Annotated in this window: 20 protein-coding genes and 1 tRNA gene; 11 read left to right on the top strand and 10 right to left on the bottom strand. The window is 72.0% G+C overall.

Annotated elements, in window-relative coordinates:
- Window positions 1-409: 409 nt before the first annotated feature.
- The 7 genes from PUR61_RS32315 to PUR61_RS32285 are packed head-to-tail and all read left to right on the top strand — an operon-like array spanning window position 410 to window position 6,170.
- Entirely contained in the window at window positions 410-679 is a 270-nt protein-coding gene (locus PUR61_RS32315) for a phosphopantetheine-binding protein (protein ID WP_329883051.1), read from the top strand.
- Complete coding sequence (locus tag PUR61_RS32310) at window positions 672-1,472, top strand: SDR family NAD(P)-dependent oxidoreductase (protein ID WP_329883050.1); 801 nt, start codon at window positions 672-674, stop codon at window positions 1,470-1,472. The genes PUR61_RS32315 and PUR61_RS32310 overlap by 8 nt, the downstream gene beginning before the upstream one ends.
- On the top strand, window positions 1,469-2,008 hold the full coding sequence (locus tag PUR61_RS32305) for a MaoC family dehydratase (protein WP_329883049.1): 540 nt from the start codon (window positions 1,469-1,471) through the stop codon (window positions 2,006-2,008). The genes PUR61_RS32310 and PUR61_RS32305 overlap by 4 nt, the downstream gene beginning before the upstream one ends.
- Complete coding sequence (locus PUR61_RS32300) at window positions 2,005-2,853, top strand: SDR family NAD(P)-dependent oxidoreductase (protein ID WP_329883048.1); 849 nt, start codon at window positions 2,005-2,007, stop codon at window positions 2,851-2,853. Before PUR61_RS32305 ends, PUR61_RS32300 begins: the two co-directional genes overlap by 4 nt.
- Window positions 2,854-2,875: 22 nt before the next feature.
- Complete coding sequence (locus PUR61_RS32295) at window positions 2,876-4,159, top strand: beta-ketoacyl synthase N-terminal-like domain-containing protein (RefSeq protein ID WP_329883047.1); 1,284 nt, start codon at window positions 2,876-2,878, stop codon at window positions 4,157-4,159.
- On the top strand, window positions 4,156-5,466 hold the full coding sequence (locus PUR61_RS32290) for a beta-ketoacyl-[acyl-carrier-protein] synthase family protein (protein ID WP_329883046.1): 1,311 nt from the start codon (window positions 4,156-4,158) through the stop codon (window positions 5,464-5,466). Before PUR61_RS32295 ends, PUR61_RS32290 begins: the two co-directional genes overlap by 4 nt.
- Before the next feature lie 14 nt (window positions 5,467-5,480).
- The gene (locus PUR61_RS32285) at window positions 5,481-6,170 is read left to right on the top strand and encodes an alpha/beta hydrolase (RefSeq protein ID WP_329883045.1); all 690 of its coding nucleotides are present in this window, start codon (window positions 5,481-5,483) and stop codon (window positions 6,168-6,170) included.
- A 119-nt stretch (window positions 6,171-6,289) separates the two neighbouring features.
- Here the strand turns inward: PUR61_RS32285 and PUR61_RS32280 are convergent, their stop codons facing one another.
- The 7 genes from PUR61_RS32280 to PUR61_RS32250 form a co-directional block, all read right to left on the bottom strand.
- On the bottom strand, window positions 6,290-6,730 hold the full coding sequence (locus PUR61_RS32280) for a hypothetical protein (protein WP_329883044.1): 441 nt from the start codon (window positions 6,728-6,730) through the stop codon (window positions 6,290-6,292).
- A 78-nt stretch (window positions 6,731-6,808) separates the two neighbouring features.
- Window positions 6,809-7,048: a DUF397 domain-containing protein gene (locus PUR61_RS32275; RefSeq protein ID WP_329883043.1), complete on the bottom strand. Its 240-nt coding sequence runs from the start codon at window positions 7,046-7,048 to the stop codon at window positions 6,809-6,811.
- An 84-nt stretch (window positions 7,049-7,132) separates the two neighbouring features.
- Entirely contained in the window at window positions 7,133-7,966 is an 834-nt protein-coding gene (locus PUR61_RS32270) for a helix-turn-helix domain-containing protein (protein WP_329883042.1), read from the bottom strand.
- The gene (locus tag PUR61_RS32265; RefSeq protein WP_329883041.1) at window positions 7,963-8,490 is read right to left on the bottom strand and encodes a DUF6879 family protein; all 528 of its coding nucleotides are present in this window, start codon (window positions 8,488-8,490) and stop codon (window positions 7,963-7,965) included. The genes PUR61_RS32270 and PUR61_RS32265 overlap by 4 nt, the downstream gene beginning before the upstream one ends.
- On the bottom strand, window positions 8,474-8,665 hold the full coding sequence (locus tag PUR61_RS32260) for a hypothetical protein (protein WP_329883040.1): 192 nt from the start codon (window positions 8,663-8,665) through the stop codon (window positions 8,474-8,476). The genes PUR61_RS32265 and PUR61_RS32260 overlap by 17 nt, the downstream gene beginning before the upstream one ends.
- 312 nt (window positions 8,666-8,977) lie before the next feature.
- Window positions 8,978-9,169 carry a DUF397 domain-containing protein gene (locus PUR61_RS32255; RefSeq protein ID WP_329883039.1) on the bottom strand — a complete coding sequence of 64 codons (192 nt, stop codon included), beginning with the start codon at window positions 9,167-9,169 and terminating at the stop codon, window positions 8,978-8,980.
- The gene (locus tag PUR61_RS32250; RefSeq protein WP_329883038.1) at window positions 9,162-10,025 is read right to left on the bottom strand and encodes a helix-turn-helix domain-containing protein; all 864 of its coding nucleotides are present in this window, start codon (window positions 10,023-10,025) and stop codon (window positions 9,162-9,164) included. The genes PUR61_RS32255 and PUR61_RS32250 overlap by 8 nt, the downstream gene beginning before the upstream one ends.
- 298 nt (window positions 10,026-10,323) lie before the next feature.
- On the opposite strand from PUR61_RS32250, the gene PUR61_RS32245 reads away from it, so the two are divergent.
- From PUR61_RS32245 to PUR61_RS32235, 3 genes are read left to right on the top strand one after another with little or no spacing between them, the layout of a single operon-like run.
- Window positions 10,324-10,692 (top strand): ATP-binding protein, encoded by a 369-nt coding sequence (locus PUR61_RS32245; RefSeq protein WP_329883037.1) that lies wholly within the window; start codon window positions 10,324-10,326, stop codon window positions 10,690-10,692.
- Window positions 10,693-10,736: 44 nt separating this feature from the next.
- The gene (locus PUR61_RS32240) at window positions 10,737-10,955 is read left to right on the top strand and encodes a hypothetical protein (protein WP_329883036.1); all 219 of its coding nucleotides are present in this window, start codon (window positions 10,737-10,739) and stop codon (window positions 10,953-10,955) included.
- Complete coding sequence (locus PUR61_RS32235) at window positions 10,952-11,224, top strand: hypothetical protein (RefSeq protein ID WP_329883035.1); 273 nt, start codon at window positions 10,952-10,954, stop codon at window positions 11,222-11,224. Before PUR61_RS32240 ends, PUR61_RS32235 begins: the two co-directional genes overlap by 4 nt.
- A gap of 48 nt (window positions 11,225-11,272) precedes the next feature.
- On the opposite strand, the gene PUR61_RS32230 is transcribed toward PUR61_RS32235, so the two are convergent.
- The gene (locus tag PUR61_RS32230) at window positions 11,273-12,967 is read right to left on the bottom strand and encodes an FUSC family protein (RefSeq protein ID WP_329883034.1); all 1,695 of its coding nucleotides are present in this window, start codon (window positions 12,965-12,967) and stop codon (window positions 11,273-11,275) included.
- An 89-nt stretch (window positions 12,968-13,056) separates the two neighbouring features.
- On the opposite strand from PUR61_RS32230, the gene PUR61_RS32225 reads away from it, so the two are divergent.
- A complete protein-coding gene (locus PUR61_RS32225; protein ID WP_329883033.1) occupies window positions 13,057-13,500 on the top strand; it encodes a MarR family winged helix-turn-helix transcriptional regulator in 444 nt (147 codons plus the stop codon).
- A gap of 51 nt (window positions 13,501-13,551) precedes the next feature.
- Here the strand turns inward: PUR61_RS32225 and PUR61_RS32220 are convergent, their stop codons facing one another.
- On the bottom strand, window positions 13,552-13,740 hold the full coding sequence (locus PUR61_RS32220; RefSeq protein WP_329883032.1) for a hypothetical protein: 189 nt from the start codon (window positions 13,738-13,740) through the stop codon (window positions 13,552-13,554).
- Window positions 13,741-13,836: 96 nt separating this feature from the next.
- A tRNA-Arg gene (locus PUR61_RS32215) sits at window positions 13,837-13,908 on the bottom strand.
- Window positions 13,909-14,125: the final 217 nt, after the last annotated feature.

Below are 14,125 nucleotides of genomic sequence, written 5' to 3'. Positions count from 1 at the left end.
CCGGTGTTCCCGGTAGCGGCCGGAACCTGGTCCGACCGGTTCGGCCAGCCGACTGCGGTGCGATGTCGTGAATCGCCTCGAATGACGTTCCGGGTGGTACACGTATGGGTGCGACCACGGTAGTCACCGGGTTCTACCAAGGTCAATGCCCTTTGCCTCTTCTTTGCATCGTCCCGCGTTGTGGGAGATACCACCACAGTGTCTTGCGGGGAGCCGTTGATTCAATTCGTCCGGAATGCGGCGGAACGGATTCCGCCGCCCTGGCCTGGGTGAAGCCGGGCCCGGCGGGCGTCCGGCCGGCGTGATTGTCCGGCGCCGCCGGGCCGAGTGGCTCTTGCGGCAGCCTTTACCGGTCTGTTGGCATTGGCGGCGTCCGCAGCGGTATTTAGGAACTCTCGGAGGAGGCATTATGTCGCCCACGGAAAACGCCGATTTCAACGTCCTGGTCGAGCTGCTCAAGGACGTCAAATCCGGCCTGGAAGACCAGCCGATCACCCAGGCCGACTCGGTGGTCGAGGACCTCGGGCTGGATTCCCTGGACCTTCTTCAGCTGGCCCGGAAAATCAACCGCAGGCTCGGCGTCGACTTCGACCTCGACAGCTGGAACGAGACCGCGGCCGAGCACCGCCGCACGGTCGGCTCGATCCTGGCCGTGGTCGAGGCGGCCCAGCGTGTCTGAGCGGCCCTCGACCGAGTCCGGCACCGGCCGGGTCGCCCTGGTCACGGGCGGCTCGCGCGGCATCGGCGCGGCCGTCGTGCACCGCCTCGCCGCCGAGGGCCTGACCGTGCACCTGGTCTACCGCGAGGCCGAGGAGGCCGCCCGGAACGTCGTCGCCGCCGTCACGGCGGCCGGCGGCCGGGCGGTCGCCCACCGCGCCGACGTCGCGGACGAGAAGCAGGTCGTCGACCTGGTCGAGCGGATCGCCGACCTGGAGGGCGCGCTGCACGTCCTGGTCAACAACGCGGCCGTGATCGACGACCGGCTGGTCGCCGCCACCCCGACCGCGCACTGGGAGCGGGTGCTCCGGATCAACCTGACCGGGCCCTTCCTGGCCTGCCGGGAGGTCCTCCCGGTCATGCTCGACCAGGGGTGGGGCCGGATCGTCAACATCTCGTCCAACTCGGTGCGGATCCCCGGCCCGGGCCAGAGCGCCTACGCGGCCGCCAAGGGCGGGCTGGAGGCACTCACCCGCACGCTGGCCGTCGAGGTCGGACGCAAGGGCATCCGGATCAACACCGTCGCCCCCGGCAAGGTGCGCACCGAGATGACCGACGCCGTCGCCGAGCGGCTCGGTTCGGACGGCGCCGGCACCCGCTGGGGTTTGCCCGAGGACATCTCCGGCCTGGTCGCCTTCCTGGCCGGGGACGAGGCCGACTACATCCAGGGCCAGACCTTCACGGTGGACGGCGGCCGGCTGGTGATGCGGGCCGCGGCCGGCGCCCGGCCGCGCCGGGCGGGGGTGCCCGCGTGAAGTACTGGGAGGACCTGGTGGGCGCGCCCGACCACCGGTTCGGTCCGCTGGTCTTCGGCGGCGACCTGCTCGACCGCCTGCTCGACCTGATGGGCGAGAAGCACCCCGTCCACGACGACGACGCCTTCGCCCGGGCCCTCGACCGCACCCGGCGGATCGTGCCCGGCGGCTTCATCCACTCGATCACCTCCGGCTGGGTCGTCCAGCACGGCTCGCCGGCCGCCGTCGTCGGCCTGCGGACGCTGGCCTGGGACTTCGTCCGCCCGCTCTACCCCGACACCCCGTTCTGGTTCACCACCCGGACCGGCCGGGCCGTCGAGATCGACGACCGGCTCGGGCTGGTCGAGTCCACCCGGCGGGTGCACGACGAGGACGGCCGGGTGTACGCGATCGGCCGGATGAGCGTGGTGGTGCTGCGCCGGGCCGCGGCCGTCGCGCTCACCCCCCGAACGGACCCGGCCGCCCCGGGAACCACCACCGAGCCGGCGCGGGTGACGACCGCCCCCGCCCGGACCAGCGAGAGGACAGACCGATGACCGACGATTCCGCGAACCACCCGCCGGCCCCGGTGCCCGGGCCGCTCTCGCCCCGCCCGCTGGAGGGCCGGGTGGCCCTGGTCACCGGCGGCTCGCGCGGCATCGGCGCGGGCATCAGCCGCAAGCTCGCGGCCTGGGGCGCCACCGTGGCGATCAACTACGTCGACCGGGGCGGACCGGCGAAGGAGCTCGCCGCCGAACTCACCGCGGCGGGAGCCAAGGTGACCCTGCACCGGGCCGACCTGTCCGAGGCGGAGGCCGCCGAGGAGCTGATCGCCGAGGTCGCCGAGGCCCACGGCGACCTGCACATCCTGGTCCAGAACGCCGCGGCCACGAAGTTCTCACTGCTGGAGGACGCCACGCTCGGCCAGTGGCAGTTCGTCCAGGACACCAACGCCCGGGCCACCTGGCTGCTGGCCAAGCACGCGGTGCCGCTGATGAAGGGCCGCCCCGGCGCCCGGTTCATCACCATCACCAACTCGACCACCACCCGGATCGTGCCGCGCGCCGGTCTGCTCGGCGCCGCCAAGGCCGCCCTGGAGAACCTCACCCGGTTCCTGTCCTACGAGCTGGCGCCGCACGGCATCGTCGCCAACTGCGTCCGCCCGGGCCTGGTGCAGACCGGCGTCTTCAACGTCCGGCCCGACTTCAACCACGGGGTGCGGCACGAGCTCTCGGTCACCCCGTGGACGGAGGGGCAGATGACCACCCCCGAGAACAGCGCCGACGTGGTCGCCATGCTCTGCCTGGACGAGGCCGCCTGGATCGTCGGGCAGACCATCACGGTGGACGGCGGCTACGCGCTCTGGGGCAACCTCAACAGTCCGCTGCGGGTGGGGGAGTGACACCGGGAAGGGGGGAGTCGCCATGTCCGAGGTGATCGTGACCGGTACCGGGGTGGTCTCCCCGGCCGGTCTGGGCACCGAACCGCTCTGGTCCGCGATGGCCGCCGGCCGGTCGTTCTTCGACTCGGACGGGCCGCTGCCCTGGCCGGTGGCCGCCGTCGACCGCGCCGCCGTGGGGTGGCCGCCCGGCAAGCCCTGGGTGGACAACCGCAAGTACGCCAACCTGGCCGCCTACTGGGCGGTCGAGGCGGCCCGGCTCGCCCTGCGGCAGGCCGGCCGCGACCCGGACGCCCCGGACCACCCCGGCTGGGGGGACCCGGAGCGCGGCGGCACCGTGATGGCCGTCGGCAGCACCGGGGACGAGCTGGGCGACGTGATGCCCAGACTCGCCGGGATGGCCCTGGACGACCCGCGCCCCCTCGCCACCCTGCTCTACGAGGAGGTGCCGGACTACTCCTACATCCGCGGCATCCCCTCCCAGCTGGGCCAGTTCGTCTGCATGACGACCGGCTTCCGGGGCTCCAACGTCGCCGCCTACGGCGAGGTGGCGGCCGGTGGCCTCGGCGCCCTGGCGCTCGCGCTGCGGCTGCTGGAGAGCGGTGAGCTGGAGCGGGTGCTGGTGGTCGGGGTGGCTCCGCCGTCCTCGGTCACCGCGCTCGCCTCCTTCGACCGGGACGAGCCGATCGGCACCGAGGCCGTCCCCGGCCGCGGCCCGTTCGACGAGGACCGGGCCGGTCCGCTGCTCGGCCAGGGCGCCGCCGCCGTCCTGCTGGAGCGGGCCGCTCCGGCGGACGCCCCGGCGCCCCGGGCCCTGGCCCGGCTGCTCGCCTGCGAGACGGTGGTCGCCGCCGACCGGGCGAGCGCGACCGGCCTGGCGGTGCGGGCGGCGCTCCGCCGGGCCGGCGGCCGGCCCGACCTCTGGTGGGCGCACGGCTCGGGCTCGCAGACCGCCGACCGGGAGGAGTGCTCGGCCGTCCTGCCGCAGGTCGGCGCGGTGCCGGTGACGAGCAGCAAGGGCACCCTGGGCCTCGCCACCGAGTGTTCGGCGCTGATCGACACCGCGCTCGCGGTGGAGTCGCTGCGGCGCGGCCAGCTGCCGCCGGTCGGCCTGCTGCGGCGTCCCGACCCCCGGTTGGGAGGCCCGGACACGGTGACCGGGACGGCCCGCCCGGTGCCGGGCCTGGGCACCGCGCTGATCACCGGGGTCGACCACGGCCGGGGCACCGCCTCGGCGGGCGCCCTGGTGCTCGGCGGCGCCACGGGAGCCCCGGGCGACCACCACGCACGGCGGGAGGAGGAGCAATGACGGACGACGACATCGTGATCACCGGGATGGGCGTGGTCACCCCGATCGGCGCGACCGTGGAGGACTTCTGGGAGGCCAACCTGGCCGGCCGGTCGGGCGTGGTCGCCGAGACCCGGATGGACCTCGGCGGACTGCCCTGCGGCTGGGCCGCCGGGCTCATCCCCGACGACGTCCGGAAGGAGGTCGCCGAGCGCTGGGGCGGCCCGGACCGCACCTGGGGCGACACCCTGCTGCACTGCGTGGTGGACCAGGCGCTCGGGGACGCCGGGATCACCGGCCCGATCGGCGGCGAGGCCGCCGGACTGGTCTGGTCCCGGGTCTGGCCCGGGCCGAGCGGCTCCTTCCCGCAGGACTACGCCGTCCACTTCCGGGAGCTCGGCGAGCGGTACCGGAGGATCGGGAACGACCCGGCCGTCGTGCTGGAGAACCTGCGCAACCGGCGGCTGTCGGCGGAGACCTCGGACCACTCGGCCTTCCCGGTCGAACTGGCCGGACGCCTCGGCGTCCCGCTGATCGCCTCCCGGGTGGAGGCCACCTGCTCCGGCGGCCTGCGCTCGATCGCCGAGGCGGTCCGGCTGCTGCGGCTGGGCCGGGTGGAGGTCGCCGTGGTGGCGGTCTCGGTGTCCCGCAACACCCAGTACGTGCTCTCCCAGTACGGGCAGCTGATGGCGCTGTCCCGCTGGAAGGGCGACCCGGCCCACTCCTCGATGCCGTTCGACCGGCGCCGCTCCGGCATGGTGATCAACGAGTCGGCCGGCGCGCTGGTCCTGGAGACGGCGGCCCACGCCGCCCGGCGGGGCGTGACCGAGACGCACGCCGTGGTCGGGGGCTGGGGCCTGGCGGTGGACACCACCCACATCACCGCGCCGCAGGTCGGCATGGTCGAGCGGGTGATGCGCACCGCGATCGCCGGGTCCGGACTGACACCGGACGACATCGACACCGTCAACGCGCACGGGACGTCCACCAAGCTCAACGACATCACCGAGGCCCGGGCGCTGCACCGGGTGTTCGGCGAGCGGACGGCGGAACTCGACGTCTGCGCGGTGAAGTCGCTCACCGGGCACGGCTCCGCCGCGTCCGGGGTGGTGGAGACGGTGGCGGCGGCGCTCACCCTCGGGCGGGGCGTCATCCCGCCCGTGGTGACCTGCACCGAGCCCGACCCGGCCTGCGCGGTGAAGACCTCACTCACCCCGGTGGAGCGCCCGGTGAGCACGGTGCTGAAGAACTCCTTCGGCTTCGGCGGGCAGTACGCGTCGATGGTCTTCCGGCGCCCGGAACGACCGCGCCCGGCGCCGGTCCGGTGAGCGGCGGGAGGGCGGTGCCCGCGGTGGACCTGCCGGTCGAGGTGATCGAGCCGGTCGGCGGGCACCGTGCGACCGTCCTGTGGCTGCACGGTCTCGGTCAGGAGCCGGAGAGCCTGATCGAGGTGGCCGACCGGATGGGGCTGGACCGGGCGGGGATCCGCGGGGTCTTCCCGCGGGCGCCGCTGCGGCCGATCGGCCGGGTCTCCGGCGATCCGGCGCGGGCCTGGTTCCAGCAGGACGTCTTCTCGCTGGACCACCCCGGTCCGGAGTCGCTGCCGAGCGTGCTCGCGGTGGAGCGGCGGCTGCGCGCGGTGTTGGACGAGGAGACGGCCCGGGTGGGAGCCGGGCGGACGGTGGTCGCCGGGTTCTCGCAGGGGGCGCTGATGTCGCTGGTGCTGGCCCTGCGGTACCCGCAGCGGCTGGCCGGGCTGGCGCTGTACGCGCCGTTCCTCCCGGAGGAGGCCGTCCCGTTGCTGGCCTCCCGCCGGTCGGCGGTCGCGGCGGACCTGCCGGTCTGGATCGGTCACGGCGCGTTCGACTGGGTGATCCCGGAGCAGAGCGGGGCGAAGGTGCGGGACGTGCTGGCGGACTGGGGGCACCCGGTGCGCTGGCAGCGGTACCGGGCCGGCCACGAGGCGTTCGGTGGGGTGAAGCGCGGGCTGCCCGCCTTCCTCGACCGGGTGCTCGGCCCCGCCGGGGGCTGACCGGCGGGCCCGAACGGGGGCCGGGCTTCGAGACTCCTCTCGAAGCCCGGCCCCTGCGGCACGCAACGGCTCCGCTCCGCGCGCAGGAAGTCGGCCAGGCCGACTTCCTGCGCGGGGGATCACCGTTGCCGACCGGGGCAGGGCGGGGGAGGCTCGGAGGTCGGACTGTGGATTCGGGGGCAGGAGACGGCGGCGGTGGCCCGGAGCTGCCGGCCGGGTGTCCAGTAGTTCCACACCACGTCGTGGGGATAGCTGCGGAGGAAGGCATCGGCGTGCTTCAGACGGAGTGCGGGTGAGAGGTCGGTGTCCAGGGCGGGGGCTTCGGCGAGCTGCTTGCCGAGCCAGACGAGGGCATCGGCTGGGTCGTCGGTGGTGTGCCCGATCTGGGATGCCGGTTTGGCCAGCCAGTGCATGACCTCCAGCGGCGGGGCGGGGCTGTGCCAGACCGAGCGGGCGCCGTTCTGGAATGCGGGCGGCCGTCGTTCGGTGTCCTCGGGGCGCCTGCCGCCCACCCAGGTGTAGCAGTGCCAGTGCAGGCCGGGCCTGTGCCAGTGATCCATTCGCGCCTACCGTTGGTGAATGAGCCGGCCCCGCTCCCGATTCCACTGGGAGCGGGGCCGATTCGTGCCCGGAGAGTGTCAGACCGCCGTGTCGAACCGGGCCGGGTCGATACCGGCAACGGCCAGTTCGGCGCTGCTGAACCTCAGTTCCGCACCGGGCCGCTTGGTGTCACCCATCACCCACAGCCCGCCGTCAACACCCGGCACCTCGCGCAGGGTCGCGCAGGTCTCGTGCTCCGACTGCGGGTTGCCGCCACAGGCCCTGTATGCGGCCGCGTCCGGCGGGATCTCGATCTCGTACAGGTCGAATTGCTGCAACGTATTGGCTCCTGTCGTCGTCAGGAGCCAGGCGGTGGCTCCTGTTGTCGGGCTGGCCACCAATGTAAGGGCGGAAAGCAGGTGCTACGAGGCGATTTCCTGTTCCCTCAAGAACTCGTCCCGAATTCCTTCGACCATGCGCCGCATATCATCGCCGGACAAAGCTCTGGCTGCGAATCCATCGAATTTCTGGACGTACGCTTCAGTGTCTCGCGGGTCGGTGACCACTACCTCGGCATGGATGGTTTCGACCGTGACCATGCGATCATCTCGGATGACGAAAGAGTGCGCCGGCACATCGGTCTGAGGTGCGGCCAGTGGCACAATCCGAATATCCACATGGGACAGGCGGGATACGGAAATGATGCGGTCCAGCTGCCCGGCCATCATGGCGGCAGGCACCAGGCGCCACCGGAGAACAGGCTCGGTCATGACGAATCGCAGGGTCTTGGTGGTGTCGTAGAGAGATTGCTGCCTTGCCAGTCGTGCTGCGACGGCCCGCGACAACTGCTCCTCGCTGAGATCTCTTCTCCCGAACACCGCTCGCGCGTATTCCGGGGTCTGCAACAGGCCGGGGACAAGGGAAGGTTGGAACACGCGAAGCAACTGGGTGGAGTCGTCCAGGGCTTTGATCTGCTGCTGCTTGCGGTAGTGGCCCAGGCGCCGGATCAGACGCCACGCCGTCGCTTCCGTGGCCTCTGCCCGCGCGGCGTCCATGTACTCGGCCTTGACCTCGTCCGAGACGGCTATGGCCGTGAGGATGCGCTCCACGTCCACGATGGCGGGCGACACCTTGCCGGTCTCGATCTTGCTCAACTTGCTCGGAGACATGACAGCGCCACGGGCCACCGCCTTGGCTTCCTTGCCGGAAGCCTTCCGGAGTTCCCGCAGTGCCGCCCCGAGCCGTGATCTGTTCACTCGCTGTACTGTGCCCACCATTCGGTGAACGGTACGGAGCGTGCCATCGCGAGATCGCGGTACGCCTTGAATTCGGCGAGCCTGCTGCTGTCAAGGAATTCGAGCCCGAGGTACTTCCCGTTGTCGTCGTAGCTCATCGCCGCCACGGCGTCGTTGTCGAACAGCCAGAAGTCCGGCGCCTCCGGAACGGGGTTCTCCTGGTCGGTGGTGTCGAGGATGTAGAACTCCTCGCCGGCCGCCATGTTCCGGTGGTACCCCCATGCGAGCTCGAACCGGAGGTAGTCGGTGAGCGGGCGCGCGAGGATGTGAACCCGGTACATGCGCTTACCGGCCTGGGTGGCGTCGGCCACCGTCCCGACCCAGCCGGCCGTCCTGTACGCCTCCGGCTGCTCCTCGCCGGCGAGGAACGCCCGGTAGGCGTCCACTCCGCCCGACTGGCTGTAGTCGTCCAAGGTCTCCAGCCGGAAGGCCTCGTGGCCGAACTCCGAGAACCAGTCGCCGAGGGTCCTAGATGAGGTTGTCACGGATCGTCTCTCGGATGAGTTCGACGGGGATTTCGACCAGCGTCTCATGAGCCGGAATCCGGAGGTCGTGCTCAGTCACTCGCTCACCCTGGACGGCGAGTGTGCCCCGGTCCGTCAAGTACAGCGTGGGGCAATCGCCTTCGTCGCAGGAACCTACAAGCCGCGTCAGCTTCACTGGTGCCTCCCACTCGCCCGGTGTCGTGACGATGTTCCCGAGGTGACCGGGGTGCAGGCAAGAGGCTTGTGTTTCCGGCACTGGAAACTGGTCTGACTTCGAACAGGAGCTCCGGAGTCCACATGCCACACCGCCCGGGACCGACCGACGAGCTCCCGCCGACGGATCCGCGCTTGACGCGGCAGACTGGTGCGCGCAGGAAGTCGGTCCGGCCGACTTCCTGTGTGGGCGGGGTTGCTGCGGTGATTTGGTAGGGGCGGAGGGGCGGCCCCTCATCGGCGGCCCCCTGCCTGTGCAGGGGGCCGCCGATGCTCAGGCGTGGTGGTCGAGTTCGCCGGCTTTGATGGTGCGGAGGAGGTCGGCGAAAGTGGCGGCGGTGGCGCGGAGGATGACGTCGCCGTCGTCGGATTCCCGCAGCTCGACCAGGCCGTTGGCAGGCCGAACCTCAAGGCAGTCGTTGTTCGCGCCTGAGTAGGTGGACTTCTGCCACGTGAGGCTAGCCATGGTTGCCTTCCGCTTCTTCTCGGATCGCTCGAATGAAGTCCCGAGATTCCTCTTCGGGGAGGGCACTTGAATCCATCCTCGTCAGGATGGCTCTGAACCGTGCAACGTGAGCCGGGGCATCGAAGAGCTGGCAACCTGGGCCGGTATCGATCTGAGCGGTATCCAACTCGGGGATCGGCCCTTCCGCGTAGGTGAAGTTCTCGCTCGGGCTGGGCAACGTGGCGAGACTGAATGGCACCACGCGAACCGAGATAGTCGTCCGCTCGGAGTCCTCAGCGAGAGCTTCGAGCTGCTCAGCCAGAACTCCTGTGCCGCTGAACTGCATCCGCAGGGCGGCCTCATGGATGAATGCGGTGTACGGCGTCGCCCCGGAACGGACCACCCGCTGGCGTTGCATGCGGAATGCCGTTCGTAGATCGACCTCGTGGCGAGGCAGTGGTGGGATTGAGTTCGAGAACACCGCAGACGCGTAGGCGCCGGTCTGGAGGAGCCCGGGAACGAACGTGATGGTGTAGGTGGCCAGCCTGTTCGCATGGCTCTCAAGTTCGGCATTCTCCAGGAAGTCCGTTGCCAAGGTATCTCGGTACTCCTCCCACCAGCCGGGCTTGCTGCGATCGGTAATGATGTCCGCGAGTGCATCGATCAGGGGTCGGTTGACGCACATGCAGGCTGCCGCGATGGTGTGCAGGCGCTCCACGCTGATGCCGATCTTCCCGGACTCCATCTGTGTGACCTGGGCTGGGTTCATGCCCACAGCGCGGCCGAGCTCACTGCCACCGAAGCCGGCCTGCTCGCGCATTCTTCGAAGCTCTGTACCCAGCCGTCGCTGACGGAGCGTGGGGTTCGGTCGAGCCATGAGGTCCTTCCGGGGCAGGGGTGTTCACAGTCTGCCGCGCGGTCGGATGGCGGTCCATCCGGGCTGGCTCTGCCACGTTAGAGGGAACATCTTGAATCCATGGAAAATTTATCATGGATGTCAGCTATGGTCTGTCTCATAGCGATCCGACGGATCGTCAGTAACGCTCGTCTGTTGGGGCGGTAGGTGCCTGCTGCCCTCTTGCACCGCAGAGCAGCCATGGCCGGGCCTGGCTCACGGTGACGCATCCGCCGACGCTCACCCTCCCCACTCGCACGACCTCACTCGGAGGTTCCCCATGCGTGCCTTCAACCCGCCCGACTGGTCCGCCGCCCGCGAGGAGCTGCGCACCGCGCTCACCCTCTCCTCCTGGCCCGACGACCTCATCGCGGACGCCGAACTCGCCCTCCACGAGCTGTACGTCAACGCCTGGCGCCACGCGGGCTGCCAGGCCCCGACCGTCGTGGTCGTCCTCCTCCCCACCCGCACCGTCCGCGTCTCCGTCGCCGACGACAGCCCCACCCTCCCCGAACCCCGCACCTCCGCCGACCCCTACGAGCTCTCCGGGCGCGGCCTCCACCTCGTCCGCTCCCTCACCCACCGCTTCGGTGCCGACGCCGCCAAGAACGGCAAGCGCGTCTGGTTCGAGCTGGACGCCGCCGCGTGAGCCGGCGACCGACCCCGCCCGCCTCGGGAAGGGGCCGCCCCACGATGGGCGTCGTCGTCCCCATCCCGCGCCCGCACATCGAGCGCACCACCGTCCCCTACCTCACCGTCGAGTCCGTCCCCGACGCCGACCTCCAGCTCCGCTTCCCCGTCGACCTCGACATCAACGCCGCCCCCGGCGACCACCTCGCCGTCCCCCTCACCCGCGCCCAGGCCCGTGACCTCCTCGAAAGCCTCGCCCACCACCTCGGATACCTCCGATGACCGACTACCTCGTCGCCACCGCCTTCGCCGTCCTCCTCGCCCTCGCCCTCGCGACCGTCGTCGTCGGCGTGGTCACGAGCCTGCGGATCGAGGACACCCCACCCCCACCCCCCATCACCCGCCACGGCCGCTGGGAACTGCGCCACCACCCCGACGGCACCACCGAATACGCCTGGATCGCCCGCCAGGCCGGCCACTTCAGCCCCGAGAGCAATCCGATCCCCGACCAGCGACAGAACCCCCGGGGCCGCCACCGCATACCCCGCTGACCGAACCGCCCTCCTCGCCCCGTCGGAGTCCTCCGGCGGGGTGGAGCGTCAGGAGGCCCCCGGCTCGCCGCCGCCCCCGTCCTCGGGCGGAGCCGGAGGCGGGTCGCCGAACACGCCGGCCATGGTGCCGAGCGCGTCGTCGACGGTGAGCAGCGCCGCCAGCATCCGCAGCTGCTCGGGAGTGCCCGTCGGCGCCGCCCCGGCCTGCCGGGGGATCCGTGCGCGGACCGCCTGGTAGCCCGGTCCGGGACGGCGTCCGATCGACCGGCGGACCGCTGCGGTGTTCGCCGCCACCGCCCGGTTGAGCCGGGCCACCCGGGGATCCGACCAGAGCGCCGGGTCGGCTACCGCCCCGTCCACCAGCACGCGCAGCGGGGCCTCGCAGGCGCTGACGGCGTCCACCACGTCCGCCCGGTAGGGCCGGTCGGCCGGCGACCCGCCCCCACGCCCGCCCCCACGCCCGGTCAGCCGCCGTGTCAGCCGGCCTGCGCTCCGCTCGGCCCGCAGCGGGCGGGCCATCAGCCCGAGTTGCTCGACGCCGTACGCGAACCGCGCCCGGCCGCGCAGCAGGGCGGGCCGGTCGGTACCGGCGACACCCAGCAGGTCGGTCAGCGCGGCCAGCGCGTCGGCGGTGCGCCGCCGCAGCACGTCCCGGGTCCGGAGCGGGAGGACCAGCCAGGCCGCCGCGATGCCGACGGCCGCGCCGAGGCCGATCGCCGCCAGCCGGGTGCGCAGCAGGTCGTCCGAGCCCTGGCCGAACCACCCGTACAGCAGCGAGAGCACGGCGGTGACGCACCCGGCCCAGTAGGCGTAGCTGAGTTCGCGCAGCCAGGTGGCGAGCGCGAGGACCGCGAAGATGAGCACCACGGCGGCGTTCTCGTGCGGGCCGAAGGCGCCCGCGACGGCCGTCGCGACGACCGTGCCCGCAGCCGCGCCGACCGCCCGCAGCAGTCCCTTGAAGAGGACGTCGGCCCGGCCGCGCGCGCCGCTGCACACGATGAACGCGGTGAGCACCACCCAGGCCCAGTGGTCCGGCCAGACGGCGCGCCCGGCGAGGAACGCCCCGCCCACGGCGCCCGCCATCTGGAGGGCCATCCGGGTGTGGACGAGCGGCCGCCACCTGGCCGCCGGTCGGGGTTCCGGTGCCGCGCCGCCCGGGTCGGCCGGTTCCGGGGCCGGTGCGGGCGGCCGGACGGGGGCGGGCACCAGCCCGGTCCGGACGGCGACGGCCTGGGCCACGGCCACCCAGGCGCCGGAGACCAGCGCGATCAACGCGACCCACAGGGTGTGGTCGTGGCCGGGGAGCGGCCCGGCGTCCGGCGGCATGACCAGCAGGGCGATCAGCGGCAGCACCAGCAGGCCGCCCGCCCGCCCGGCTCGCGGGCCGAACCGGCGGACCCAGATCGGCAGCGCCGTCCCGAGGGTGAAGAGGGCGTCGCCGAGGTTCGGGTGGAGGGTCATCAGCCGTCCGACCTCGGCGGCGCCCGCGGCGGCGGCCGGCAGGACGGCGAGCCCCAGCAGCCGGTCGTACCGGTCGGCGGTGAGCTGGACCCGTGCGGCGGTGGCCGCCAGCACCACGGCCTGGACGACCACGTCGACCCGAAGGTGCGCGAGGTGCTCGATCAGCAGCGCGGAGCCGTAGGCGGCCAGCATGGCGGCCGTGGTGACGGCGGTCTCGCGGAGCAGCAGCAGCCCCGGGTCGAAGCGGACGGCCCGGCGTAACCCGGAGAAATACTTACTCATCACGTACGGATTTCTCCCTTGCCTGCTGACGCTGACCGAGGAACCGACGGAGTTCTCCCATGCGAAGTGGTAAGTGTTAGCGTAGCAATATGGAGATCGACCAGCCATGGCTCAGCGAGGCGGCGGAGATCCGCCAGGGCGCCACCCGACTGGCCCGCCGACTGCGGTCCGAGCGTGCGGGGGAGGGCCTCAGCCTGAACAAGCTGAGCGTGCTCGGGCACCTGCTCCGGCACGGCCCGATGTCGCCGGGGGCACTGGCCGCGGCCGACCACCAGCAGCCGCAGTCGCTCACCCGGGTGTTCGCCGAACTGGAGCGCGACGGCCTGCTCCGCCGGGTCCCGGACGAGCGGGACCGCCGCCAGTCCGTCCTCCACCTCACCGCGGACGGCCGTACCGCGCTGGCCCACGACATGGCCGGCCGGGACGCCTGGCTGGCGGGCGCGCTGGAGGCCCTCACCGAGACCGAACGCGAGGTCCTCCGCCTCGCCGCGCGTCTGATGGACCGCCTGGCCGACACCGCCGACCGGCCCTGACAGGCCCCGACCGGCTGCCCGGCTCCGGCGCCCCACCCGGAGCGGCCCCGACTAGCGCTTCAGGGACCGGTACCGCTTGAGCAGGGCGGTGAGCCGGGCCGGGTCCGCCGCGCCGTTCAGCTCGACGAGCAGGTCGTCCGGGCAAAGCTCGTAGTGGTCGCCCCACCACCGCTGCACCTTGTTGTCCCAGATCCGGTAGCCGCCCGGCACGCCCCTGGCCACGTAGCGGCGCCTGCCCATGAAGCCCCCGCCCCACCGCGCGTCCTGAAAACGAATCAGGCCCAGTCCCGCGGTAACTTACCGCTGGCCTGGGCCTGTTCAGCACTTCTTGCGAAGTGCCCCCGGCAGGATTCGAACCTGCGCACCCGCCTCCGGAGGGCGGTGCTCTATCCCCTGAGCTACGGGGGCCTGCTTGTTGTCGTCGCCTTCGCTCCGACGTGGAGAACATTACCAGGCTCCGGCCGTGCTCCGTGCACGGGTTTCGCGGGAGGTCGGGCGGGCGGCGGGGTGACGGGTCGGGGGACCGGTGGGGCCGGTCGGGGCGGGAGGGGGCGGACAGGGGGCGGCCAGGGGGGAGCGGAAGTGCGGAAAGGCCGGACGGGGCGGCGGGCCCGCCGATACCCTC

Source organism: Streptomyces sp. BE20, assembly GCF_036322525.1.
GTDB lineage: Bacteria > Actinomycetota > Actinomycetes > Streptomycetales > Streptomycetaceae > Kitasatospora.
The sequence above is the reverse complement of the archived record's forward strand: the minus strand, read 5'-3'. Positions and strand labels throughout refer to the sequence as shown.